The organism is Halomonas sp. PR-M31 (assembly GCF_001039575.1).
Lineage (GTDB): Bacteria > Pseudomonadota > Gammaproteobacteria > Pseudomonadales > Halomonadaceae > Modicisalibacter.
The window spans coordinates 1-22,951 of the sequence record NZ_JIBT01000018.1 but is presented as its reverse complement, the minus strand read 5'-3'; the positions used below and the strand labels follow the sequence as shown (position 1 = coordinate 22,951).

Annotated in this window: 27 protein-coding genes; 2 read left to right on the top strand and 25 right to left on the bottom strand. The window is 55.3% G+C overall.

What is annotated here, in order from left to right; translation table 11 throughout:
* Window positions 1-52 precede the first annotated feature (52 nt).
* The 14 genes from CH74_RS06080 to CH74_RS06020 form a co-directional block, all read right to left on the bottom strand.
* On the bottom strand, window positions 53-316 hold the full coding sequence (locus CH74_RS06080; protein WP_048306583.1) for an Lpp/OprI family alanine-zipper lipoprotein: 264 nt from the start codon (window positions 314-316) through the stop codon (window positions 53-55).
* Window positions 317-394: 78 nt separating this feature from the next.
* Window positions 395-946, bottom strand: a complete 552-nt coding sequence (locus tag CH74_RS06075) for a murein L,D-transpeptidase family protein (protein ID WP_048306582.1) — start codon at window positions 944-946, stop codon at window positions 395-397.
* Window positions 947-1,137: 191 nt separating this feature from the next.
* The gene (locus tag CH74_RS06070) at window positions 1,138-1,515 is read right to left on the bottom strand and encodes a GtrA family protein (protein WP_048306581.1); all 378 of its coding nucleotides are present in this window, start codon (window positions 1,513-1,515) and stop codon (window positions 1,138-1,140) included.
* Between the two features lie 13 nt (window positions 1,516-1,528).
* Window positions 1,529-2,530, bottom strand: coding sequence for a glycosyltransferase family 2 protein (locus CH74_RS06065; RefSeq protein ID WP_048306580.1), 1,002 nt, complete (start codon window positions 2,528-2,530; stop codon window positions 1,529-1,531).
* A gap of 56 nt (window positions 2,531-2,586) precedes the next feature.
* Window positions 2,587-4,236, bottom strand: coding sequence for a hypothetical protein (locus CH74_RS06060; RefSeq protein ID WP_048306579.1), 1,650 nt, complete (start codon window positions 4,234-4,236; stop codon window positions 2,587-2,589).
* A gap of 71 nt (window positions 4,237-4,307) precedes the next feature.
* The gene (locus CH74_RS06055) at window positions 4,308-6,029 is read right to left on the bottom strand and encodes a DUF6311 domain-containing protein (protein ID WP_048306578.1); all 1,722 of its coding nucleotides are present in this window, start codon (window positions 6,027-6,029) and stop codon (window positions 4,308-4,310) included.
* A gap of 138 nt (window positions 6,030-6,167) precedes the next feature.
* A complete protein-coding gene (locus CH74_RS06050) occupies window positions 6,168-7,289 on the bottom strand; it encodes a DUF4214 domain-containing protein (protein ID WP_048306577.1) in 1,122 nt (373 codons plus the stop codon).
* 301 nt (window positions 7,290-7,590) lie between these two features.
* Window positions 7,591-9,435: a DUF4214 domain-containing protein gene (locus CH74_RS06045; RefSeq protein ID WP_048306576.1), complete on the bottom strand. Its 1,845-nt coding sequence runs from the start codon at window positions 9,433-9,435 to the stop codon at window positions 7,591-7,593.
* A 211-nt stretch (window positions 9,436-9,646) separates the two neighbouring features.
* Entirely contained in the window at window positions 9,647-10,528 is an 882-nt protein-coding gene (locus tag CH74_RS06040) for a DUF4214 domain-containing protein (RefSeq protein ID WP_048306575.1), read from the bottom strand.
* Between the two features lie 228 nt (window positions 10,529-10,756).
* On the bottom strand, window positions 10,757-12,115 hold the full coding sequence (locus CH74_RS06035; RefSeq protein WP_156181398.1) for a DUF4214 domain-containing protein: 1,359 nt from the start codon (window positions 12,113-12,115) through the stop codon (window positions 10,757-10,759).
* 72 nt (window positions 12,116-12,187) lie between these two features.
* A complete protein-coding gene (locus CH74_RS18960; RefSeq protein ID WP_053070652.1) occupies window positions 12,188-13,060 on the bottom strand; it encodes a flagellin in 873 nt (290 codons plus the stop codon).
* Complete coding sequence (locus tag CH74_RS18955) at window positions 13,008-13,610, bottom strand: hypothetical protein (RefSeq protein ID WP_053070651.1); 603 nt, start codon at window positions 13,608-13,610, stop codon at window positions 13,008-13,010. Before CH74_RS18955 ends, CH74_RS18960 begins: the two co-directional genes overlap by 53 nt.
* A 247-nt stretch (window positions 13,611-13,857) precedes the next feature.
* Entirely contained in the window at window positions 13,858-14,310 is a 453-nt protein-coding gene (locus CH74_RS18950) for a hypothetical protein (RefSeq protein WP_253272970.1), read from the bottom strand.
* A 246-nt stretch (window positions 14,311-14,556) separates the two neighbouring features.
* Window positions 14,557-14,787 (bottom strand): hypothetical protein, encoded by a 231-nt coding sequence (locus tag CH74_RS06020; RefSeq protein ID WP_048306571.1) that lies wholly within the window; start codon window positions 14,785-14,787, stop codon window positions 14,557-14,559.
* Window positions 14,788-14,969: 182 nt separating this feature from the next.
* Here CH74_RS06020 and CH74_RS18745 point away from each other — a divergent pair, with 182 nt between their 5' ends.
* Window positions 14,970-15,119, top strand: a complete 150-nt coding sequence (locus CH74_RS18745; protein WP_172656306.1) for a hypothetical protein — start codon at window positions 14,970-14,972, stop codon at window positions 15,117-15,119.
* Entirely contained in the window at window positions 15,112-15,429 is a 318-nt protein-coding gene (locus CH74_RS06015) for a DNA-binding transcriptional regulator (protein WP_048306570.1), read from the top strand. Before CH74_RS18745 ends, CH74_RS06015 begins: the two co-directional genes overlap by 8 nt.
* 98 nt (window positions 15,430-15,527) lie before the next feature.
* On the opposite strand, the gene CH74_RS06010 is transcribed toward CH74_RS06015, so the two are convergent.
* From CH74_RS06010 to CH74_RS05970, 11 genes are all read right to left on the bottom strand, one after another.
* A complete protein-coding gene (locus tag CH74_RS06010; protein WP_053070650.1) occupies window positions 15,528-15,932 on the bottom strand; it encodes a hypothetical protein in 405 nt (134 codons plus the stop codon).
* Window positions 15,933-15,964: 32 nt separating this feature from the next.
* Window positions 15,965-16,897: a hypothetical protein gene (locus tag CH74_RS06005; protein WP_048306569.1), complete on the bottom strand. Its 933-nt coding sequence runs from the start codon at window positions 16,895-16,897 to the stop codon at window positions 15,965-15,967.
* A gap of 264 nt (window positions 16,898-17,161) precedes the next feature.
* Window positions 17,162-17,491 carry a hypothetical protein gene (locus CH74_RS18945; protein ID WP_048306585.1) on the bottom strand — a complete coding sequence of 110 codons (330 nt, stop codon included), beginning with the start codon at window positions 17,489-17,491 and terminating at the stop codon, window positions 17,162-17,164.
* 18 nt (window positions 17,492-17,509) lie between these two features.
* A complete protein-coding gene (locus CH74_RS18940) occupies window positions 17,510-17,749 on the bottom strand; it encodes an Rpn family recombination-promoting nuclease/putative transposase (RefSeq protein ID WP_048306568.1) in 240 nt (79 codons plus the stop codon).
* Between the two features lie 96 nt (window positions 17,750-17,845).
* The gene (locus CH74_RS05990; protein WP_253272969.1) at window positions 17,846-18,253 is read right to left on the bottom strand and encodes an Rpn family recombination-promoting nuclease/putative transposase; all 408 of its coding nucleotides are present in this window, start codon (window positions 18,251-18,253) and stop codon (window positions 17,846-17,848) included.
* Between the two features lie 187 nt (window positions 18,254-18,440).
* On the bottom strand, window positions 18,441-18,734 hold the full coding sequence (locus CH74_RS05985) for a hypothetical protein (RefSeq protein WP_053070649.1): 294 nt from the start codon (window positions 18,732-18,734) through the stop codon (window positions 18,441-18,443).
* A 127-nt stretch (window positions 18,735-18,861) separates the two neighbouring features.
* Window positions 18,862-19,044, bottom strand: coding sequence for a BrnA antitoxin family protein (locus tag CH74_RS18935; protein ID WP_216594718.1), 183 nt, complete (start codon window positions 19,042-19,044; stop codon window positions 18,862-18,864).
* Entirely contained in the window at window positions 18,972-19,130 is a 159-nt protein-coding gene (locus CH74_RS18605) for a hypothetical protein (protein ID WP_156181396.1), read from the bottom strand. The genes CH74_RS18935 and CH74_RS18605 overlap by 73 nt, the downstream gene beginning before the upstream one ends.
* Before the next feature lie 203 nt (window positions 19,131-19,333).
* A complete protein-coding gene (locus CH74_RS05980) occupies window positions 19,334-20,128 on the bottom strand; it encodes a SapC family protein (protein ID WP_048306566.1) in 795 nt (264 codons plus the stop codon).
* 117 nt (window positions 20,129-20,245) lie between these two features.
* Window positions 20,246-21,616 (bottom strand): hypothetical protein, encoded by a 1,371-nt coding sequence (locus CH74_RS05975; protein ID WP_048306565.1) that lies wholly within the window; start codon window positions 21,614-21,616, stop codon window positions 20,246-20,248.
* A 23-nt stretch (window positions 21,617-21,639) separates the two neighbouring features.
* Window positions 21,640-22,071: a DUF4214 domain-containing protein gene (locus CH74_RS05970; protein ID WP_048306564.1), complete on the bottom strand. Its 432-nt coding sequence runs from the start codon at window positions 22,069-22,071 to the stop codon at window positions 21,640-21,642.
* Between the last annotated feature and the right edge of the window lie 880 nt (window positions 22,072-22,951).

Genomic DNA, 22,951 nt, shown 5'->3' with positions numbered 1-22,951 from the left:
AATGGTTGTAATCCACGTCATGGCATCTCGATGAGATGTCATGATCAAAAGATCACTTACGCATGGAACGCTCGAACATCCGATCCATTTCCTGCTTGTTTTGCTGGCTCTGCTGCAGAGCCTGCTGAGCAGTACGCTGAGCCTGCTGAGCGGTGCTCATTGCTTCTTGAGCAATAGTGCGAGTTTCCTGGCTCTGCATTTCAGACTGGCTCATCTGACCGCTTTTCTCTTCGCTAGCATTGGACGAGCAACCTGCCATGACGGCCAGTGCCAGACCAGCGGCAGCGATTTTAAGCGTAGTGCGAGTATTTTTCATACTGTTCTCCTTGGTTCTTCCTTGGGTTACTTACTTTTCCTGCGTAGGCAGGCTTTCTTGCAACTTCTCTTTCACAACCTAGCGGATGATAACTTTCGTGCCAAGCTTCACCAAGTCCGTCAGGCGTTCTATTTGCTGATTGGTCACTGCAACGCAGCCATCCGTCCAGTTGAAACGCTGATGAAGGACCGGATCACTCTCCCCTAAACCGTGAATTCCAATGTTGCCACCGAGCACCGTATCTTGAGGCGGTGCCCCGTGACGCCGATAGTACGACAGGTAATCATAGAATTCATCATCGCTCAATATACCGACTTCTCGTGCCTCTCGAGCATGGGCAAGCGTCGGGTAATCGAGACCCAGGAAAATGTTGAAGCGACTATCGAGATTGATCCAATTGACGTGAAACTCACCCGTTGGAGTGGCTCTATCGCCACTGAAACGCAACCGTCTGGCACCACCGCGCCCAAGAGAAACCGGTGAAAACTGCTCGATTTCCTGATCGCCTCGGTAAACGTGCAAAGTCGATGTTTGATCGTCCACCAGCAGCCAGACGGCTTGATCGTCGGTGCCAGCGTATAATCCGGGGACATGAAACAACAATAATAGAAACAGCAGTAACCCGCGCATCAGTTAATTCTTTACACCTTTTTTTCTGTCGTTCTCGACACTATTTCATCATTTAAGAGAGCCTGAAGACAACAGGCCACCCTTTTATGCATAACGCAGCATACAGGCTCCCATGGCCAGATGCTCGACAAATCACATGCACCCAGCGTCAACAAAAATCCATGTTCAACGGTTACGAATGGAGGTAGGCTTCAAGCGAAGGCCCAGAAACGCGCCGCCACATACATCAGCAACGGCACTGTGAAGGTCGCGATCACGATAGCCAGAAAACCATCAATGGGCGTGGCGGCTATCAACGTCCCCAGCACCCCGTTGTTCAAGGCAAAGCCCGCCAGGGCGAGCACGAAGAAGCGATCTCCACGCCCCGCCTTGCGAAAAGTAAAACGCCGATGCCCCCAAAGGGATACCTGAAAAGCCGCCAGAAACGCCACCAGATTGGCGATGAACGGCGAAAGAGTCGGCCATATCCATAACACCAGACCGGCCACCGCGATATGCACCAACGTCGCCGCTCCACCCACGCTGCCAAAACGGGCAAGGGTAGCGACTTCGCCGAGCCAAGGCCTCATCGATCAACTCCTCTCATTCATCAGCCTCGCCATCACGCTGGCTTTGCGTTTGCGATCCCGTTTGCTGAAGCGGCGATGTCCGGCTCGTGGAATTGCTGCTCTCGATGAGATACAGAGGCCGCTGCTTGACCTCCACGAACAAACGCGCCACGTACTCCCCCAGAATGCCAATGGACAAAAGCTGCATGCCGCCGAAGAACAGCACCGCGGACATCACCGAGGCATAACCCGGCGTGTCACGCCCAAAAATCAGCGCCTTGGCCACGATCACGATGATGTAGACAAAGGACAGGAACGCGATACCACCACCGATGTAGCTCCACACTCGCAGCGGCAGCGTCGAGAAACCCACCACCCCGTCCAAGGCAAAATTCCACAGCTTCCAGAAGTTGAACTTACTCGTGCCTATCTGGCGGGAAGGCCGGGCATAGGGCACCCCCACGCTGCGATAACCCATCCAGGCAAACAAGCCTTTCATGAAGCGGTTGCGCTCCGGCAAGCGTTTCATGGCCTCCACCACTTCCCGATCCAGCAAGCGATAATCGCCGGCATTATCCGGAATGGGCGTCTGCGAGATACGATTGAAGAACCGATAGAACAGATTGGCGGAGGTTCGCTTGTGCCGGGTGTCCTCATCCCGGGACGAGCGCACGCCATACACCACATGATAGCCGTCATCACGCCAGCGCCGGACGAACTCATTTATCAACTCCGGCGGGTCCTGCAGATCCACATCCATGGGCACTACCGCGTCCCCGGTCGCCGCATCTAGTCCGGCCGTCATCGCGGCTTCCTTGCCGAAATTGCGCGACAGCTTCAACCAGCGCACTCGGGAATCCGTTGCCGATGCCGCCTGCAGCGACTGCAGCGTGCCGTCCGTGGAACCGTCATCGATGAACAGGATCTCCAGCGTGATATCCGGCACACGGATCGCCTGATCGATCGCCTGTAGAAAGGGAAAGATGGCGTCTTCCTCGTTCATCACCGGCACGACCAGGGTAAGGAGTTTATTCATTGCTCAATCATCCGCTTCTTGGGTCAGCTGGCAAGCTATCTACTCCACGAGACACACTACTCGACCAGACACAGCTTAAAATTCTTGACGGCGGCCTGGGCCTGACACGCTGGGCTGGCATCGTCCTGATCCAGCACCACTGCATCACCAGGTTCGGCCTGATCGAAGCCAGAGCGCCGAATGACCTCGTCCGGGTCCAGCCGGGCGCCATGCACCACTTCGAAATGCCGAGCGCCGTAATCCACCAGCAGCCGGTCGATCAGGCGCTGCTGTTCCAGATCGAAATAGCCCACGGTCTTGAACACCCGGCCCGACCACTCGCGATCCTCGAGCACCGAGGCCACCGCGGAACGCTGGTCCGCCGCCTCCGCCAACCAATCCTGAGGCGGGCTCTTGAGGCCGGCAACTCTCACATCCAGCACCTGCAACAGGATTGCCAGGGCCGCCACACCAAACCACAGGACCTTGGGCATCCACGGCTTCAATCGGCCCCACAGCAGCACGAACCCGATGATCAGCATGAATGCCAAGGGCGCGCCAAACCGGCCGGTCACCCGAAAGCGCTCGTAAAAGGGCATGAATATCGACGGGATATCCGTCTTCAGCAGGGTAAAGCCGACAAGACGAATCTTGAACGTGAGTGCGTAAAAGGCCAGTACCAGCGCCGCCATCACCAGTATCTGCAGCCGCCGCTGGTGCGCATCCTGTCTGAAATTGGCAGGCGTGTTCCAGGTTGACCAGCCAAGATCGGCGCCCTTGAATTTCAAGACGATGACGCTGACCAACCCCATCAGAGCAAGCGCCCAGGTGCCGGTACCCAGATAAAGGATGGCATCGCCCTGGGTAGGTTCCGGAATCTGATAGAGATTGGGCAAAAGTCCCCAGCCCAAGGTCTCCGCGTAGGCGCCCAGATCCAGCGAGTAGTCCTTTGCGCCTTCCGTGGTGGAGTGGTTGCCATCGAACACACCGACGCAATAAAGCAACAGGGCCGGAAACAGCAGTGCCGCCAGGGTTGCCCACCAGCGCCGCTCAAACAGCAGCGCCACGCAGACGATGGTAATGGCCATAGCCCCGAGATAGGCATGGCTCAAGATAGCGATGCCGGCGGCAGGCAGAAACTCCCAGCGGCGTAAGCCCCGGGGCGCCTCGTTCAGCACCGGCACGCAACACATGGCCCACAGCACCACCCAATAGGAACCCAGCGCGATATGTTGGGCGCCGATCATGCGTACCAGCATGATCAGGGTGAAGAGCAGCAGCACCGTGATAAGCCAGCGAACCGCTTCGTCTTCCGATACCTTCGTCGCCAGGCGTCGGGCCATCAAGGCAAACAGGAGCACATCGATGACGATCAGCCAATGAAAAGCGAGAAAGACCCCGGTGAGTGACAGCACGGCCTTCGAGAGAAAGGCAAACCAGGGCGCGCCATCGCTGAAGAAGATATTGACCCCGCCGAAATGTGGGCTGGCGCCAATGGGCCAGCGCCAGGCATCCCGCACGAAAATCTCGAAGGCCGCGGCGGCATTCGGGTAATCCGTATCGATCATCAGGCCGCCCGCTATGACATTCATCGGATTGCCCATGGTCAGCAGGAAGCAGCCCATCCCCAGCAGTAGCGCCAGCGTCATACCCTGCCAGGTCGCCAGCTTGAATGAAGAGGTATTCGTTGCCGTCATGCCCGGCGCCCGGTTATCAGATCGATTCATGCGGATCTTTCACAGTCGGAGTCATTGTAGATTCAGAGTAAAGAACGGCGCGTAGTGTCCCACAGACCGCTTTATCTAGCACGGGTGACAATCATCACACCGTCCATATCAAAACACGTCGCCTGATCGATCTCACAGGCGCGCTGAGACAGTTCATCATTGGTAATGACGTAAAGAGTGTCCTCTTCAAGCGCTCCTGACTGGATGGCATCAACCTGAGGCGCCGTCGCCTTCAACAATGCTTCGGCATTGACCCGGGCAAAATAGGCCACGTTCAACGGCATATCGTGGCGCACCGCCAGCCACACATAGGGTTTTAGCTTTTCAAGGTCGTCGCCGGGCAAATAGTCGATACGTTCACGGGTCTCGAGCAGCGCATTCAATCTTGGGTCCGTAATCGCGGCAAACGGCGGACCCGAAGCGGCAGCGGCGACCCGTTGATTCAGATTGTCCCGAATGAAGCCGTGCATATCCGCAAGATCCAGCCACTGCAACACCACGGCAACCCCCAGCACTACCGACAGTGTGCGCCGGCGCGCCTTGTACATGAGAATCACCAACGCCAGCAGCAGCAAGCCATACAGAAGCGGCCATACCAGCCGGCCGCTGGAGCGCAGATACTGGGTCAGTACCTCGGTCCAGTCGGGATAAGGAATATTCGTTACCACTTTGCCAATGATCCAGCGATCCCCCAAGGCGAACAGGAACAACCCCACCAGCGCCAACGCCAGGACGCGGGTTTCAAGGCGTAGCTCTGCAAACTCGCTCCACTGCCCCCGGCGCACCGCCACCAGCAGCCCCGCCGTCAGCAATACCAGAGCCCCGACGCCGGCATAGGCCTGCCCCTCGTACTGACCCGGAATACGGGTTATCCAGCCGGGGATGAGTCGGGAGGCCCCGTCTAGATCGCCATCGAAGAACCAGGCCGCGGACAGCGGATTTAGATAAGTCAGAAACTCCGCGGAATAATAGCCAAAGCCGGTATCACGACCCACCTCCAGGCCATATTGCAGGTAGCCCACCGCCCACATGGTCGCAAGCACCAATACGGCACTGAGCCAGCCCGCCGCCAGAAGGTAAAACAGCCCGGGCCACTGTTTCGTTCGTCCCGTGCGCCATAGCTGACACGCCCACCAGGCAAACCATAAAGTGCCCACCATGAAAAAAAGATAAAAATGCACCAGTACCGCGGTCAGCATCAATATCAGCCAGCGCAGCAGCACCCACCCCCCTACCGGCCGCGCCGACAGCGAGTAGAGCACCGCCAATAGAATCAGCCAGTGGGCGGTCAGCGCTTCATGTCCATGAGCGCCTAGCCCGCGCAGGGTCACCATGGGCAACAGCGCCACAAGAACCGCGAACAGCACCGCATTCAATGGGCGCGCCCCAAGACGCTGGGCCAGCACGCAGGCCAGCGCCGCATTCAGGGTCAGATTGATAAGCATGACCAACCCCTGATACTGAAACGGGTCCGGCAACCAGGCGTGAAACAGCTTCAGCGGCAGCGCTAGAAGCGGTATCGAATCGGTGAACACGATGCTGGAATCGATCAGCGTACCCAGCTGAGGAATGGCCCCCAAGGGCCAGCGCCATTCATCCCGGCGAAAGGCATCCCAGCCGATGAAATGCTGAAACGGATCACCTTCGGTCAACAGCCAATGCACATTAGTGGGATCGATGATCCCCCAGCCATAGAGATAGAACGCCAAACTTGCGCCGAATAGCGCAGCAAGGAAAACGACCGCTATAGATGCGGTGCGGGAAGAAGAAGAAAACAAAGAAGCAGCAGGCATATTCGTCGCGTCCTTGCGTCGCTTGTCACAAGAGCAAAATCAAGGTGCCCATCCTACTGCAAATCGGGAATAGTTGAGGAACAACTTAGTACGAACTACTGCCCACCCGAGATTCGGGCAGGCAAGTAGCACGATTTTTCAGGCGATGACCCCTTCGTTGAGCAGAAAGCCTCCCCCGTATTGTCCTATCAAAAGAGCCTGATGCTCCTCGCTCTCAGAGAAAATACCCACGACCTCGGCGCGGCTTGCGCCCTGCTCCAACTGATCGACGTAAAACATCTGGCCAGCGTCATCGGCCTCTCGATCTAGTACATTCCGGTAAAGCAACTCAACGTATTCCTCGTTATCGAGATCATCGATATCGCCAAAATTGGCCGTGAACTCGTTGGAATTTAGAAGAGCATTGGCAACCTCGCCATGGCTTGCGCCCTTGTCCAGTTCGCTGGTGTAGTAACTCAGACCATCCTGATCCGGGGTTCTGTTCAGCACTGAATCGAATATGCGGTAGGCCTCGCCGGTCTTGCCTTGAACGTCGAAAGCAACAACGTCGTTGGATACACCAATGCGCCCATCTGCTAGATCCGCCAGTGCCTGCTCCGTATCGATTCGCTCGATTTCTCCCGCCGCGATGGGCAATACCGCCTTATAACCGGCGGAGCCATCGGCTTCCCCTTTGGTGCCCTCACCCTGACCCTCTTTCAGAGACAGCCCATGCAATACGATTTCTCGCTCGTTCAGGTTATGTCCCGTCAACTCATCCGCCAGCGATGCACCCTTACCGTCTTTATTCATGGCGCCGGCATCGAGTTCATCCAGATCATAGGATGCCGTTTGCACGAAACTATTACCGGAAGTATTGGGAAAATCGGGAATTGCTCCCCCAACCGGATCGGTTAGCGCAAGCTGAATGGGGCCGTACACCACGCCCCCCTCGGCGAGCTCGACGAGGCCATCGCCGTCAGTGTCCTGAGCCAGGGTCGGCGCCTCGGAGTTCTGCACGCTACCGTCTTTTTCCGTCGCGAACCCGTGGATATGCTGCGGGTGAGGCACGCCGGACTCGACCCCTTTTCCTGTCGTAATTACCGTCAGTACGTTAGTTTCGGAATTCAGCGCTAAAAAGGCACCGCCTGCTACACCGCTACTGTTTAACGCCGTATAGTCAACCTTGAAGAACGCATCCGACTCGGCCAGCGCATTGTAGACACCACTCAGCGAACCCAACTGTTCATTCGATATCGTTTTTTGTGAATTGTTATCCATGGTTGCTTCTCCCCATGAGTATCCAGGTGGCTTACCTGATTTGTTATTGGACTGCCTGAATGAGCATGGGCAAGGATGCTTTTTCCTACAAGAAACGCCGCTCGATCCATAAAAAAGCATGGCCTGGCCGGCGAGAAATCACTATATCCCTACAGACATTGACGCTTTCCAGCTGCAGGCACTTAATACTCTGCATGTATCGGGCGCTCGGTCTTTCAAACAACTTACAGTCGACACGCAGCAACAAAAACGCCCCATTCAAGGGGCGTCGGTAGTGTTTGCGATTATTTGCCGAACGATCTCAGCCGGTCAGCATGGTGCCGTCAACGGAATCAGAAGGCGTGCCCACCAGCTCAACGGCAAAGTCGGTACCGCTGAGTCCTGGCTGATCGTCGTTTTCAGCATACAGATAGGTGCTGCCTTCAAAGCCGAAGTAGACGGTGTTGCCGCCGGCGCCACCCGCTGCCGCCTGGAACGCTTCATCAAGATTCTGAGCACCGTCCACGTTGGCCTGGATCGCATTGACATTGACCAGTTCGTCGGCGTTGACGTCGAAGTTCTCCAGACGATCCATGTCGCGGTAGGTCGAGGCATCGCGAATTTCCAAACGATCCGCTCCACTTCCCAGCTTGATGGTCTCGGCACGATAGCTGGCACCTTCGAGTTCAAGACCGCCGCTCGTCGCCGAGGCATCGATGGTATCGAAGCCGCGCCCGCTATCCTCGTACTCGATGGGCGCATCGCCAGACAAATTCAGGGTGCCGCCCTGTACCGCCTCCGGCGCCGAGGTATTCACCTTGAGCTCGAGTTCCTGGTTCTCCGTTGGCTGATCCGGCGTGAAGCGCGAAGAAACGTTGACCGTCTCGCCGGCATTGTCGAGCAGCAGACTGGAGTCGTTGGGGCCGTCGACCTGGGCGTTGGCAACGATCTGTTGTTCCGCTTTCAGGTTGTTGACGTTACCCAAGCCATCCAGAGTGATGGTACCCACGCCGGGTAGTTCAGCCGCGTTGATCTTGACGAAGTTATCAAACTCCACCACTTCGATACCGCCAATCTTCTCGCCGAAAGCGGCAAGAGAGGTATCACTGCTGCTGCCGGTCACGACCAGCGTATCGAGACCGCCCCCGCCGTCGAGAGTGTAGCTACCATCCACCGCGTTGATGTTGATGCGATCGTCCGCAGTACCGGTCTTGATGTCCGTGGCGCGATTGAGATATCGCTCGGCGATATCGATGCTGCCGCTCATTTGCGAAGCATCCACATTGACAGGGCCATTGACGTTGAGCCCTTGGGTCGCGCCTTTCAGATTCAGGTTGCCCGATCCATCGAGAATCAACGTCTGCAGACCGTTGGCTGCAGAAGAGCCAAGGTCCAGCGTCGAGTCGCCGTTCGCCGTGGCCTTGAGCACCGTCGCGGTATTCTGGTCGTTGCTGAACAGCGTCGTGCTAGCGTTATCAAGGTTCAGCTTGTCCAGCGCCATTTGATCAAAATTGAGCTGAACGCTGCTGTTGACAACATCGACACGCTTGCTCGAATCGAGGCCGTTGAGATTGATGGTCTGGTCGGAGTTGACGTTTTCGAAGCGAACACCTTTGTTATCCGCCACGGAATAACTGCTCTCGCCCGGGGTGCCTTCCACGGTGAACGTTGGGCCGCTGCCGTACTGGCCTTTCAGGTCGTTGACCTGCTCCGGCGGCGTGCCGGCATTGATGCCATCCACCAGGGATTCTGCTTCCTGGCGATTGTAATCGTCGCCTGTACGATTGGCGGTGTAGGCCTGGGCCACTGCGACCTTGTTGTCGATGACCGTCTTGTCGTTACCCTGAGCGGCATTGGCAATGGTCACGGCAATCTCAGCCAGGGTCTTCTCACCGCGAGCCAGCTGATCGACATAGAATGCCTGCCCTTCCGGCTCCGCATCGCGGCTGAACAACTGCTGATACAGCGAATTGACCAAGGCGGGATTGTCCAGATCGCCGTATTGATCGGTGAATTCCCTGGAGGTGCCGAACGCGTTGACGATCGCTCCCCGGCCTTCTTCATCGGCGCGCTGGGCCCAGTATTCCAGCCCTTCGGCTTCCGCCGGGCGGCCATAATAAGAGACATACGAACGTTGTACGAAATCGAGCGACGTCTTGGTAGCCATCAACCTTCCTCAACTAGTTCCATGTTTCGAGTTAAGCTCGGCATACGCAAAGCATTGAGCATCCGAGCCCACGACTGGCCGTTTAGTTTAAGCACAGCGTTTGCAGATAAAAAAGAATGATTTATCTACCACTGGAACCTCAGTACGAAAAAAGCCCAGCCGAAGCTGGGCAATGGGTTCTTGATTGAACCGGGACTCGACAACTCCCGACTCAGGCAATGACGGCAGCGTCGGCCTCGCCTGACTGAGCCAATCCAACCAGCTTGGCAAAAGCAGCGGTATCGTCATCGATCTCGACCCGGAAACTGTACTCGCCGTAATGCAGGTCGGCGGTCAGCTCTTGATCGTCGCCGGTGCCGGTGAGCGTCAGGTTATCGAAGGAGACCTCGCTGGAGTTCAGCAGCGCCGTAAGAACTTCATCATCAAGCTCCAGCACGTCATCCTGATCATCCAGATCGTTGTCATCGTCTTCATCTTCGTCCTCGTCTTCCCGGGCATCTTCCAGAGCATCTTCCTTCGCTTCCTGCATCTCTTCCAGCTCGTCGAGCATGTCTTCGATGGCATCTTCGATATCATCGAAGGCGTCTTCAAGCATATCCTCGATTTCTTCCAACGCCTTCTTCGTGCTTCCCAAAAGATCGTCGTCATCGCTCTTGACCCGCTTGAGCAACGCTTCCGCGGTGGCGGCATCAAAACCACCAGCGGCCTTCTTGGTAGTGTAGGCATCGGCGATCTCGAGGCGACTTTCCATTACCTCGACATCCTTGCCCTGGGCCGCATTGCTGATCGTCAGGGCGATTTCAGACAGACTCTTCACACCGTCGGTCAGCGCCTTGACGTAGTAGGCCAGCCCGCCTTCATCCGCATCGCGCCCGAATATCTGCTGGTAGAGATTATTGACGAGCGTCGTCTCATCAAAGCTTCCAAAGCGCTGACCGAACTCCTGAGATTCACCGAAGGCATCGATGATATTGCCCTCGCCCTCTTTCTCGACTCTATCGGCCCAGTACGAAAGGCCGTCCCGGTCGCCGGGGCGCCCGTAATAAGCCACGTAAAGCTGCTGCACGAAACTCATGTTATCGATTTTTGCCATGATCCATCGCTTCCTGGTAGTTGAACAGGCGGCACAAGAAGTACTCGACTTTTACCGATCGGAGGCCCAACAGGTAAATTCAATTACCATTTAATTAAAAAAAGCTAATTTAATTGAGCGCACGATAACCATTTATCGGCAAGATGACGGAAAGCTTTAGACCAAAAACGTGAATGACCCCCGACCAGGACCGCCAGGGGTCAAGAGAGACAAGAAACCGACCGTGGCTCAGGCAATCTCGCCTCGGGAGATTGCATCACCGCCGAAAACCAGCTCCTCGGCATTTACTCCTACCAGTGTGACGGTATAGATAGCGTCGATTTCGCTGCCGTTGGGATAGCGAGCGTTCTCCACCAATACTTCGGCATCTTCGCCGTCGTCGCTCTGGCGAAAAAATACTTCATAGGCTTTGTCGTTGCCCTTAATTGTCGGAGCCTGGCCGTCGGCGTCGATCACCTCTCCCTGGCGGTAGTTGAAGAATACCCTATCAAGACTCAGCAGATCGTCCTTGCCGAAGTTGACGATCTCGGCATCGGTGACCGCCCCATCCGAGCCCTCGTCGATGCGCACGTTGTATTCGAACAGTACCGGAGTGTCCCCATCGACGCCGTCATTGCCCTCTGGCGAGTCGATGGGCTGGACCTGATAATCAAAGCTCGCCTCAATCGCGTTGAGCCGGGCCAGCGCCTCGTCGCGGCCATTCTCGAAGCCGATGATGGCCTCCACGGTATCTTCGGCGTCGCTTACCGCCAACTTCAGCGCCTCGTTCAAGGAGTCATCGACGGCAGCATCCGGGGTTTCCGCCTGGGCATCCGCTAGAGCCGCCCTGGCGTCGTCGAGCTTCTCCTGAGCGTTTTTGACGAGGGTATCTTCTATATCGGCACGATCGTATACGCCATATTCGATGGCTTTTTCCTCCAGATCGAACCGGCTACCCTCATATTCGTCCCTAGCGCGTTCCAGCTGGTCGCGCCGATCGAGCACGTCCTGGTGGGCCAGCGCAACGACACGTTGATCAATGGCCTCGCCTACCTGTTCGAGATTCGCCTGGGTATCCTTTGCATCGATGGAAGCCACCAAACGCGCCGCGTGGGGCACCACATAGTCGAACCCCGGCAGACTCTCGGTGTAATCCGCTGCCGCCGCTATCCTGGCGTCGAGCACATCTTCGTCGTCACCCGTTGCTGCCGTGGTAATGGTGTAGGCAATCTGGGCCAGGCTTTTCTTCTCGGAGGCCAGTAGATCAACGTAATAGGCGAGCCCCTCTGCATCCGGCTCGCGGCCGAACGCCTGTTGAAACAGCGTGGTGACGAGCATCTCGTCACCCAATTCGCCATAGTCGTTCTGAAACTCCTCGGAGCTGCCGAAGGCATCGACGATGGCCTCTCGTCCTTGCGCCTCGGTACGCATCGCCCAATAAGTCAATCCGGCGCTATCCGCCGGCGCCCGTAGTAGGCGATATAAAGCTGCTGCACGAAACTGCTGGTATCGTTTGAAGCCATGACTCCCCCTTTCCTTGCCGAAACAGAAAACCACCATCAGCGCTGCGCTTAAAATGCGGGCGCAAAAATACTGGTGGCAAGACAAGTGTACTCAAGCCATGGCTTGATTAGAGGCTTTTTTGTGAAATTGATATTCAGAAGAGATGTAGCTGCTTGACTACGCCAATAGCGATAGCACGTTCTGGGGAAGCTGATTGGCCTGAGCAAGCAAGGAGGTGCTGACCTGCTGCAAAATCTGTGCCTTGGCCAGCTGAGCGGTTTCCTGGGCATAGTCCGCATCTTCGATCCGCGACTTGGCCGCGGCGGTATTGACCTGCTGTTGAGCCAGATTTTCAATGGCGCCCTCGAAGCGATTGTTGAGCGCGCCGTACCGTCCTCGATAGCCATCTACCTGGGCAATGGCTTCATCGAAGGCAGCCAAGGCCTTAAGCGCTTTTTCACGGGGATCGAGCTCGACCCTCTCCAGGCCAAGCGACATGCTGTCCGCAGGGGTCGGCTCTATGGTAAGGGTCTGGGGCTTCTCTCCGAAACCCGCGCTCATGACCACCTCAACCCCTTCGCTAGTCGGGCGCGGCCCGGTGTCTCCGCCAGGCATGTATTGCCAATCGACATCCAGGGTAAATTGGCCTCTGCCCGCCACCACCACGAATATCGGCTCGGTGACCTTGTCGATGAATACCCGCTCCACCATCCTGTTCGAGGCATTGTGACCGTTGTTGGGCGTACTACCAAAGCGATCACCATCGCCGCTATAGGTAAACGTCATGCCGTTATAGGTGCCGGTTGCCCCGCCCGCCGGATCGTAGTTCGTATTATTCTCGAGCAAGGGGCTATCATCGTAGCTCACCCCCGCTGGAAAACCGTTCGCCTCCGTAAAAATCTCGCTGGCCAGACTGGTGCCATCGGTAATGCCGTTCTCGACCCACACATAATCTGTATCCGACGCCCTTACCGGCGTACCCACCAGATGCTTGCCATCACGACTGAAGAGCTGAATGTCGTCGTCCCGGCCCAGCGAATCCGTGGTCAACGTGACATTCGTGGACCCTGCCGGAATGAGGCAGGGGCACCACCCCGGAGTCGAAATAGGTGTCATCCGGATAATCGATACTGCGAATGCTCTTGATATCACCCAGCTGAGTGTCATAAGACGGCGGCGTGGAGGGCGCCAGCAGATACTTATCAAAGGCTTCCGTGGTCATTGCAATGCGATCGATCTCATCACGCAGCTGCAGATATTCTCCATTGATGGTGGCCCGGTCCGCATCAGAAAGCGTGCCATTGGCCGCCTGCACCGCCAACTCCCGAGAGCGCTGGAGAAGATCGTTGATCCCGTTCAACCCGCCCTCGGCGGTCTGGGTCAGGCTGATGGCATCATTGATACCCCGCGAGACCTGGCTGCCCGCCCGTTGATCCGCCTCCATCCGATTGGCAATGGCCAGACCCGCAGCGTCGTCCTTCGCACTGTTGATACGCAGCCCCGTTGAAAGCCGCTCCAGGGTCGTGGCAAGAGACGATTGCGCAGAATCCCGATGTATCAGGGATTGCTGTGCCATCAGATTGGTATTGATCGTCGTCACCTTGTCTCCTTGCCTTGCATAGGGCGTTGCTTATCTCTATATCGGCGACTATTAACTTTTTTTAAGGGAAATTGCCTCTCGATATTCGCTGCTTAATCAAAAGCCATGGCCCGAGAACCGCTATTTCATGACACTACAAACATTGCAGACAGCTACGCTAAACAGCAAAACGCCCCATCAGGTAATAGCCTGATGAGGCGTAAAAACAGATAGCTAGAGCAGCCGCAGAGACCGCTTGAACTCGACCTCAGCGCTGGTCGCCTGAAACCTCGCCGCGCAGCGCCCTTACCTCTGCTTCTGATAGTTTCGCTACTCGAGCGATCTGTGCATCGCTAAGCAGGTTCATCTGGATCAAGTTGAGAGCGACTTCCTCGCGCCCCTCCTCGCGCCCTTCCTCGCGCCCTTCTCGCTTTGCTTCGTTTATGAACGAGACCTCGTCTCGCAGTGCCCGTTCACGCACGAACGCGAGACGACGCGCTTCCTCGTCGGCGCTGAGCTCCTTGATGCGGCTCATGGCGTCCTTGACGGGTTCGTGTTCAATATTCGCCATGGTCAGTTCCTCCTGCCAGTGCTTGAAGAAGGTTACCCAGGCCGATAAAGGGCTGGGAGCCAGGCCCAGGCGATCCGCCTTGTTCAATTCTACTAGATTCATCTGCAGAATATTCCCCAGCGACACCGCCGGCTGGATCTCGTCGCGCATTTCAAAGCGCCACCAGCAGCGTTGGTGCTTCGGCAAACAGACGCTTGAAGACATAGTCATTGGTGGGATCGAGTAGCTGCGTCATCGCATTTCTCTATGGACTGTATAAATAGCCATAGTAAACGATGACGCTTTCATTGAGATGAATTGATGACGCGGAGCCATTCAACGCACGATTTTTTCGCGTTTTACCGACTTTCTCTTTCCCCACATAGCACTTACGCAATTTTTGAATACATTGGAAACTTAGCCTTGAGCGTCTTGCGCCTCGTCACGTAACGCCTTTACCTCTGCTTCTGATAGTTTCGCCGCTTCAGCGATCTGTGCATCGCTAAGCAGGTTCATTTTGATCAGATTGAGAGCGACTTCCTCGCGCCCTTTCTGCTCCCAGCGTTCCGGCCATTTCTTTATCCGTTCAGCAAGCATGTCGTGTACCTCGTGTAATTCCTGCAAATCATTGAATTCAGGAAATTTCATGCCGAGTGCTCGATTGGGCAACAACACTCGTCGAACCCATACTATAAAAGCGCGTCTCAGTGCCGTCTGTTCAGGCCCTTTTAGCCATTCCACCAGCGTAAGGCAAATCGTGTGCAGATTTGTTGAATGGATGGCAAAATATAACACTATGTATTATGATTTCGCGGTAGGAAAACAAATTAGTGAGAATATTCAAGAATGCTTGGTTTGACCGCTTTGCCAAGAAACAAAAGCTTAAAGATGCCGCCCAACACATCCTCGAGCTATCAGAAGAACATCTGGCCGAGATGATTCAAAAGGGCCAGTTTTCAGAGGTAAAGGACGATGACTAAGAAATACCGTAGCGATGCGATGGCTGCAATTCATGAAACCATGGAAGCACTGCACGAGGCAGGAGCCATCGACAAGAAGACGATGCGTGACTTCGACGACACCTGCCTGAGCATCGCGGAGCCGATCCCACCTGAAGCTATCCGGGCACTTCGCGAGCGTGAGCATCTTTCTCAGTCCGTATTCGCACGCTATCTCAACGTCAGCAAGAATCTGGTCTCTGACTGGGAAAGAGGAGTAAAGCGCCCCGGCGGACCTGCTCTACGTCTTCTCGCCGTGATAGAAAAAGAAGGCATTCAGATAATCGCATAACATTCATTTCTATTAACTTTTACCGCCATCAGAACGCCTCATCAGCCAATGACCGAATGGGGCGTAAATAAATGACTAGAGCAGCCGCAAAAACCTCTTCAAGCTCGAACACAGCTTTGAGCGTCTTGCGCCTCATCACGCAACGCCCTTACCTCTACTTCTGATAGTTTCGCTACTCGAGCGATCTGTGCATCGCTAAGCAGGTTCATCTGGATCAAGTTGAGAGCAACTTCCTCTCGTCCTTCTTCACGGCCTTCTTGTAAGCCTTCCTCTCGCCCTTCTCGCTTTGCTTCGTTTATGAACGAGATCTCGTCTCGCAGTGCCCGTTCACGCACGAACGCGAGACGACGCGCTTCCTCGTCGGCGCTGAGCTCTTTAATGCGGCTCATGGCGCCTTTAACAGGTTCGTGTTCAATATTCGCCATGGTCAGTTCCTCCTGCCAGTGCTTGAAGAAGGTTACCCAGGCATAAAATAATCTGCCAGATACATAAAGGGCAGCCATCGGGGCTGCCCTTTTTGTGCGCGGTAAGAAAATCAGTGCTTGTCTTCGATGCGCAGCTTGGCAATCTCGTCTACCGCCAACCCGGTCGCCTCCGCGATCTGCTCGTCACTGAGGACGCCGAACGACAGCAGATGGCGGACAGTTTCGCGCTTTTCCGCCAGCGCACGCCGCTCGGCTTCTTGACGTTCTTCCTGACGCCCCTTCTCGATACCCAGGCGTTCAATCGTATTCACATAAGGCATTTGTTTTTCCTCCTGTATGGCGTAGACCGCCTGTGCAAATTCGGGTTCCAGGGCTCTCGGTAGTTGGAGCATCCAGTCGATGATATTGAACAGTCTCACGATCTGCTCGCGGCTGTAGCCCCGCTCATACAGCAGCCGAATCAGGGCAATCTTGACGTCCTTGCGCGTGGCACCGTCCTTCACTCGCTTAGCGTGGATCTGGGCCATCACCACCAGGGCAAAGGCGTTGTCGCTGGCTTTTAGCTCTGCCCAACGCGCTTCCCAGTCAATCAGTTTAGCCGTGGGGAAGGTGAAGGTCAGCTCGCAACCCCAACGCTGATAATGAAACGTCCTGGGCCGGAAGCCGTCGTGGGTATCGGTCAACACTGCCAAGCTGACCACATCGACCCCATAGCGATCCCGTAGCCGGTATTGATAAGCGTACATGCGCTCGGAAAAAGTGTCTTCTGGCTCGCCCTGCACTTCCACATGGATCAGCACCCAGGTTTCGCTGCCGTCTCTGGCGTAGACTTTGATGAGCTTGTCAGCGTAGCGCCTACCACTTTTAGCATCGGCGGTGATTTGCTGTAGTTCCTTGTCCAGAAAACTGTGCCCCTTCGACCAGTTTACCTGTTCGTTGATGGCCGGGAAGAGTAACCCCAAAAACTCTTCAAAATACGATTCCAACGCCATTTTCCAAGGACTGTCGTGATCGGCGCGGCGGCTATCGACCTGATCGCTCATGCGTACTCCTATTTCAATGGCTGCATTTTACTACAGCCGCGTTGGCAAACGCTCAACCGCACCCTCTCTCATCTTATCTATTCGCAGCGTAAAAAAAGAAGAACGCCACGTGACAAGCCCCACCCCAGGCAGACGCCACCGCTGCGGGCCACACGGGCTGGAACCAATAGGAAAGGAAAAAATCAGCCAGATATATAAAGGGCAGCCACCGAACGAGGCTGCCCTTTTTTTCGCGTCTGAGGAGGATAGCGGAAGAAGTCTGGATCAGTGCGGGTCCTCGGCATGTAGCGCACGAACTTCAGCGACTGTCAGGCCGGTGGCCTCGGCGATCTGCTCGTCACTCAGCACGCCCAGCTTGATCAAGTTACGCGCAGTCGCTCGCTTCGTCTTTTCGGTACCAAGCTGCTCGCCTTCCTGCCGCTCTTTCTTCGCCCAGTTTTCAAGATTCTCTGCCAGCATGTCTCTGTCCTCCATCAAACTATTGAGTTCGGTCAGGTCGATCCCGGCGCCGAGCCGCTGCAAATGGCGCTTCAGCCAGCGGGTGATGATCTTATCAATCCGATCTTTATCGGGATCGGCCTGGATGATCGCCACGATTCGATCCACCGCCTGCTACAGGCTTCGGCGATCCTTCGACGCCCGCTCGATACTGAACACGCCGCTCAACGGTGTCTGGCGCAGCCCCAGTTCCTCGTCAGTGTAGCGCCCCTCGTCGATCAAGTAGTAGCGTAGATGTGGCCGGTAAGGCCGCAAAAACTCCGGCGGAGGGGGCTTCACCATATCGTAAATGTCTTGCTCCGCGGACCAGCGCCTGGCGCCGTTGTACAGCACCACGGGAAAGACCGGCGGCAAGCCCTGCTGCGCCGTGATGACGCGCGTCTTGAGAGGGTGTTTACAAAACAGGCGAACGAAGGCAAGACAAGGCGAAATTGAACGAAAAAGCGCAGTTTACACGGAGTAAATGAGCATTTTGAGGTCAATTTCAACGCCGTATTGCCGAGTGCAGGCATTTTGTAAGCACCCTCTCAGCAGATGATCATGGAAACAGGCGACATAGTGCATCATCCGCAGCGGCATGCGCTGATCCACCCTGGACTGGAACTCCAGCAGGATATACAGATAGATCCGCTGGGTGACGCCCTGCCAGGTCGCCTCTACCGACCACACCACGTCCTCGAACCGTTCCTCGAACAGCGGCGTCACGTAGTTGCCGCTGTGCTGCTTGAGCGTCGAGAAGTCCATCAGCGCCGCAATCCTGGCCGGGGCAAACCCATCGATCAGCTGCTCGACAAACTCGGGGTGGCTGAACAGCTCCTTGTAGCCCGTATCGTGGTGGTTGTGAGTGGTGTTCGCCATGGGCACTCCTGTCGCAATGTCTCGACTCTACCACGACACCACTTGCCAAGCGCTTTCGCCCTTCCCTCCTCCGCACGCTATCTATCTGCTACGTCAATTGATAATCACCCAAATACAACAAGGGCAGCCACCGAACGGGGCTGCCCTTTTTTTGCGCGTCTGAGGAGGATAACGAGGGCAGTCTGGATCAGTGCGGGTCCTCGCCATGTAGCGCACGAACCTCATCGACTGTCAGGCCGGTGACCCCGGCGATCTGCTCGTCACTCAGCACGCCCAGCTTGATCAAGTTACGCGCCGTCGCTCGCTGCGTCTTCTCGGTACCAAGCTGCTCGCCTTCCTGTCGTCCTTCCTGTCGCCCCTCCTGCCGTCCTTCCTGCCGCTCTTTCTTCGCCCAGTTTTCAAGATTCTCTGCCAGCATGTCTCTGTCCTCCATCAAACTATTGAGTTCGGTCAGGTTGATCCCCGCGCCGAGCCGCTGCAAACGCGGGTTCCAGGGCTCTCGGCAGTTGAAGCATCCAGTCAATGATATTGAACAGTCTCACGATCTGTTCGCGGCTGTAACCCCGCTCATACAGCAGCCGTATCAGTGCCGAGCATCTCTCCGGCCATCAATGCTCGCTGATATACTCTTTCAACGCCTGATCGATACGTCCTTGCCACCCCGGCCCTTGCGCCCTGAAGTGTTCAATCACCTCGGGTGACAAGCGCATGGTCGTTTTTACTTTCGTTGGGGATTTTTGCTGACCACGCTGCCCCGCTGACGGATTGCGCGCTGCAAATGCTCGGGCAATGCCTGGTCCATCGGTTGCATGCCTCTGACATCTTCTTCCGTCAGCTCTTCAACCTCGCCCTCTTTAGTCGTCAAACGGGTTTTCATAGCGCTTTACCTCCCGCGAATTCGCCTTACGCAAAATAGGGTAGTCAAAACGGTTGTCCTCAGCGTAAACCGCGCCTTCCCGATCGAAGCGCTCAACATACAAGAAAGGCAAGCCGCGTTTGCGCTTGTGTCGATCGCTCTTGCCTGGGTCAAAGCCGATCCTTCGAGAGTCTCGATGCCGGGATTTCCAAGGCGGCAGATGCCTAGAAACTGAACGTCTCGTTGTCGCCGTCGAACAGCGCCTCCAGGTCCACCTCCTGCGCTCGAGCAGGCTTACGGGCATGAAAGGCCGCCCGGTCGCTCAGCAGGGAAAGCTGATTCATCGAAAACAACTGAGCATAGGCCAAGGGCAAGGCGCCATGACGGCGCAGGCCGGCGAAGGCATCCGCTTTGAGTGCGTTCAGCGCCCTTTCGCTCACGCGATAAAGCGCCTTCACCGTCAGCGGTTCCTGGTCGTTGGCCCGTTCGATCTCAAGGGGCCAGGGTTCGATCAGCCCGTTCCCTTGCAGAAGGTGGCTGGCAGTCTGAGTGATGCGGCGGTTGGCATCGCATTTCTTGAGGAAATCAAGCGTCTGTTGCACCGGCGGGCTCAGCGCGCCCTGCCCATCGAACAGCGGCAGAGGTTGCTTACTATTGGTGTCAGTGCTGGATTCACTTCCCTGCCCTTCCAGCAGATGCTCCCGATGGATGCACAGCACCTGCTGATCTGTCTCGTTGTTGGCCAGGCTAAACGGATACCCGCGCAGAATGGCGGGCACGTAGCCTGCCAGCCATTTGCCATCTGCATCGAGATACAGATTGCGCTCGCCGCCGAGGCCGGTCACCGCCACCGGCGTAAAGCGCCCATTCTGTTGCACAAAGGCCAGCACATAGTGGGGCAGCAGCTGGCCCAGCTCCGCGATCAGGATAGGCACAAGCTGTTGGGTGGCGGCAAAGCCGTAGCCTGGCGGGGCATGAATGAATGATCGAGATGCTTGGTGCGCGACAGTGCGATCCATTGGCTCATGGGTTCACTTGGCCATTTAAAAGAGGATAAATAAAAACCCCCGACCTGATGGCCGGGGGTTCGGTAGTTACGCGAGAAGGCTATTCTCGTCCAGCGTCAAGCCAAGGGCTTAGGCGATGGAAATAAAGCCATCTTCGTAGCTCAGCTGATCGACGTTGACGCCGGTCAAGGTGATGGTAGTGCCATCGAAGCCAGCCTTGGAGCTACCAGCAAATGCTTCGCTCTCAAAGAAGAGTTTTGCGTCAGTACCATCCTGCTGGAAGAAGACTTCTAGAGCATTGGTGTTGCCCTGAGCACTATTCTGCAAGGTTGTGCCTGCAGCCAGGTCGAGATCGACTTTGGTGAAGGCGTTGCCAACATAGAGCTGGTCTTCGCCGGATGCGCCAAAATCAGTGATAGATGTGTCACCATCTTCGACGTTGAAGATGAAGAGATCGTTTTCAGCAGTGCCAGCACCTGTATCGTTCAGGTTGACTTCCAGATCCGTGAACGCTTCTTGTGCCTCAGTGATATTCTCCTCTAGCGCTGTGAGCTGTTCGGACAGACCATTTACAGCAGTGTAGTTTGCTACAGCTTCGTCAAATGCTTCGACAGCGGCCTTAGCGTCGGCCAGGGCTTCAGCCTTAGGCGCAGTAGCTGTAGCTAGATCAACAGTTACGTCAGCTTCACCATCTGTGACAGTGGAAGAGATAAGAGCAGAAGCATCAGTAGTAGTATCACCCTCAAGCTTCAGGACTTTATCAACAGAGGAAGCAAGAACACCTTCTGACTTTTCTGCTGCATTAGCCGCATTGTATTGGGCTTGTGCACTGCTCAGCAGGGCATCAAATCCTTGGATATTAGAAGGAACAACACCTTCAGCAGCTTTTAGCTGACCGTTGGCACCCACTACGATTTGGGGGTTGGTACCCGCAGCAACATCAGCCACAACAGTATCGCCTGTAGACAAAGCTGCCCAAGCTGCTTCGTTGCCAGCACCTTCCTCCAGGCCGGTAACTAATGCATAAGTGCCAGAGTTAATGGCATCAACATTTGCTACTTGACCTTTAAGAGCCGTATCCGTCTTTGCTTCGGCTTCCAGGGCGTTTTCATAACGCGCCTTGTTATTCAGCATGGAGCTGATAGCTGCCTGCAGGCCCTTAACCTCGGTTACAGCTATCTGAGCGGTGGTCACTGCTTCATCAAGCGTTTTTTCCCGATCAGACAAAAGTGCTGTTTTAACGCTTTCAGACGCAGCTGCAAAGCCAGTCACACCACCATCGTTCTCTACACTAGTTTCTGCAGCACTTACTACTGCAGCGAGCGCAGTTTCGATTTCGCCATCTTGAATATCGTTTACATCGGTGGCATCGGCAGTCAAGTCGCCATCGGTCAATTCGTCTTTGACCAGCTCATTGGCTAGGACTTCATTCTGTAGGTAGTCAGACTTGGCCTGATTTGCAGTTTCCAGGTTTTCGATAGCAGGAACCAGTTCAGGCACAAATAATCCGGGCTTTGCGTTTTCTACGGCACCTTGGCAGCAACCACGTCGTAGAATTCGGCACTACCAAAATCTTCGGTATAGTTTTTCGCGGCTTCGACACGAGCGTTAAAGGTCTGCTTATCGATACCGCCTGCAGCGTTCTTGATGGTGACAGCGATCTCGGCCAAGCTCTTCTCTTCATTGTTGAGAACGCCGGACCAGTAGGCCAAGCCATCGGGCTCGGCAGCACGACCGAACAACTGCTGGTACAGGTTGTTAACCAGCTGGGCGTTGCTCAGTGAGCCAAATTCTTCCTGGAATTCATCAGAGTTACCGAAAGCGTTGATAGCGCTGTCCAGGCCTTCGTTTTCGATGCGGTCGGCCCAGTAGTTGAGGCCTTCGCTGTCAGCCGGACGGCCATAATATGCGACGTAAAGCTGCTGGGTAAGATTCAGGTTAGCTTGTGTTGCCATGGGACTATAGTCTCCTTGCGGTACAAAAGGCTGACGGTCTAGTTACGCCAACCGGTTCAATTTCTTTTTTGCTCGAGCCCTTCAGGAATGTCGCACTCGAGATACAGTGATTTCATGTTGTGGCAATGGCGGTTGCTGTGAATGTTCCCGTTCGATCGCACCTTGCTTGCCATCCTCTTTCCATTTTTGCCTCGGCTGCGACTGATGGATAATGTAAGTATTTACCGCTTACATAGTCAATCCGTCTTGGCGTCGATTACGTTACTAAAACCACTTTATTTTATTAATTTGAAAATTGTTTTCTGGTTGTATTGACCAAAAATCTGGTACCAACAGGACTTAGGTTAGCCCATATCGGGCGCGATGGCGAGAGTGAATACTCACTTTTTTTAATTTTTTTGGTTTTTTTAAATTACTGAAAATAATGGAAAAACGAGAAGTGTAGCGTACCAAAAGGCAACGCGATCGTTCAAAAAACGCATTCTGGCAGCCCTATTTCTGCCTCTACCCCGCCCCGCCCTGGAACGGCTGCAGCGCAGCCCCGACGGATGCTGCATCGCCACAATTTATATCACGGATGATTATTTTTCTAATACCTTTGTATAAGGTTTTTTTGATGCAAATTGACCCGGATCAATTCCTGGTTTAGCGGAATTTAGGGAATACCGATAAGCGTTTGTTTTATTTGATTACATTGTTGTTAAACGCTCTTTTTACGAGAAACCTTCATCGCTCACTGAAGTGAGCTCCTACAAGAAGCGGTGGCATTGGTGCGGTGGGAGCCCGGTTTACCGGGCGATGGCTGCAAACCCCATCGCTCACTGAAGTGAGCTCCTACAAGAAGCGGTGGCGCTGGTGCGGTGGGAGCCCGATTTATCAG

Coding starts and splice junctions, on each gene's coding strand:
- CH74_RS06065 (WP_048306580.1), bottom strand. CDS start 2,530: ATGAATAAACTCCTTACCCTGGTCGTGCCGGTGATGAACGAGGAAGAC.
- CH74_RS06015 (WP_048306570.1), top strand. CDS start 15,112: ATGACTAAGAAATACCGTAGCGATGCGATGGCTGCAATTCATGAAACC.
- CH74_RS06040 (WP_048306575.1), bottom strand. CDS start 10,528: ATGGCAAAAATCGATAACATGAGTTTCGTGCAGCAGCTTTACGTGGCT.
- CH74_RS06075 (WP_048306582.1), bottom strand. CDS start 946: ATGCGCGGGTTACTGCTGTTTCTATTATTGTTGTTTCATGTCCCCGGA.
- CH74_RS05980 (WP_048306566.1), bottom strand. CDS start 20,128: ATGGATCGCACTGTCGCGCACCAAGCATCTCGATCATTCATTCATGCC.
- CH74_RS06010 (WP_053070650.1), bottom strand. CDS start 15,932: ATGGCTGCCCTTTATGTATCTGGCAGATTATTTTATGCCTGGGTAACC.
- CH74_RS06055 (WP_048306578.1), bottom strand. CDS start 6,029: ATGCCTGCTGCTTCTTTGTTTTCTTCTTCTTCCCGCACCGCATCTATA.
- CH74_RS06070 (WP_048306581.1), bottom strand. CDS start 1,515: ATGAGGCCTTGGCTCGGCGAAGTCGCTACCCTTGCCCGTTTTGGCAGC.
- CH74_RS05970 (WP_048306564.1), bottom strand. CDS start 22,071: ATGGCAACACAAGCTAACCTGAATCTTACCCAGCAGCTTTACGTCGCA.
- CH74_RS06080 (WP_048306583.1), bottom strand. CDS start 316: ATGAAAAATACTCGCACTACGCTTAAAATCGCTGCCGCTGGTCTGGCA.
- CH74_RS18605 (WP_156181396.1), bottom strand. CDS start 19,130: ATGAAAACCCGTTTGACGACTAAAGAGGGCGAGGTTGAAGAGCTGACG.
- CH74_RS06020 (WP_048306571.1), bottom strand. CDS start 14,787: ATGAAATTTCCTGAATTCAATGATTTGCAGGAATTACACGAGGTACAC.
- CH74_RS05990 (WP_253272969.1), bottom strand. CDS start 18,253: ATGGCGAACACCACTCACAACCACCACGATACGGGCTACAAGGAGCTG.
- CH74_RS06060 (WP_048306579.1), bottom strand. CDS start 4,236: ATGAATCGATCTGATAACCGGGCGCCGGGCATGACGGCAACGAATACC.
- CH74_RS18950 (WP_253272970.1), bottom strand. CDS start 14,310: ATGCGCGACGAGATCCAGCCGGCGGTGTCGCTGGGGAATATTCTGCAG.
- CH74_RS06050 (WP_048306577.1), bottom strand. CDS start 7,289: ATGGATAACAATTCACAAAAAACGATATCGAATGAACAGTTGGGTTCG.
- CH74_RS06045 (WP_048306576.1), bottom strand. CDS start 9,435: ATGGCTACCAAGACGTCGCTCGATTTCGTACAACGTTCGTATGTCTCT.
- CH74_RS06005 (WP_048306569.1), bottom strand. CDS start 16,897: ATGAGCGATCAGGTCGATAGCCGCCGCGCCGATCACGACAGTCCTTGG.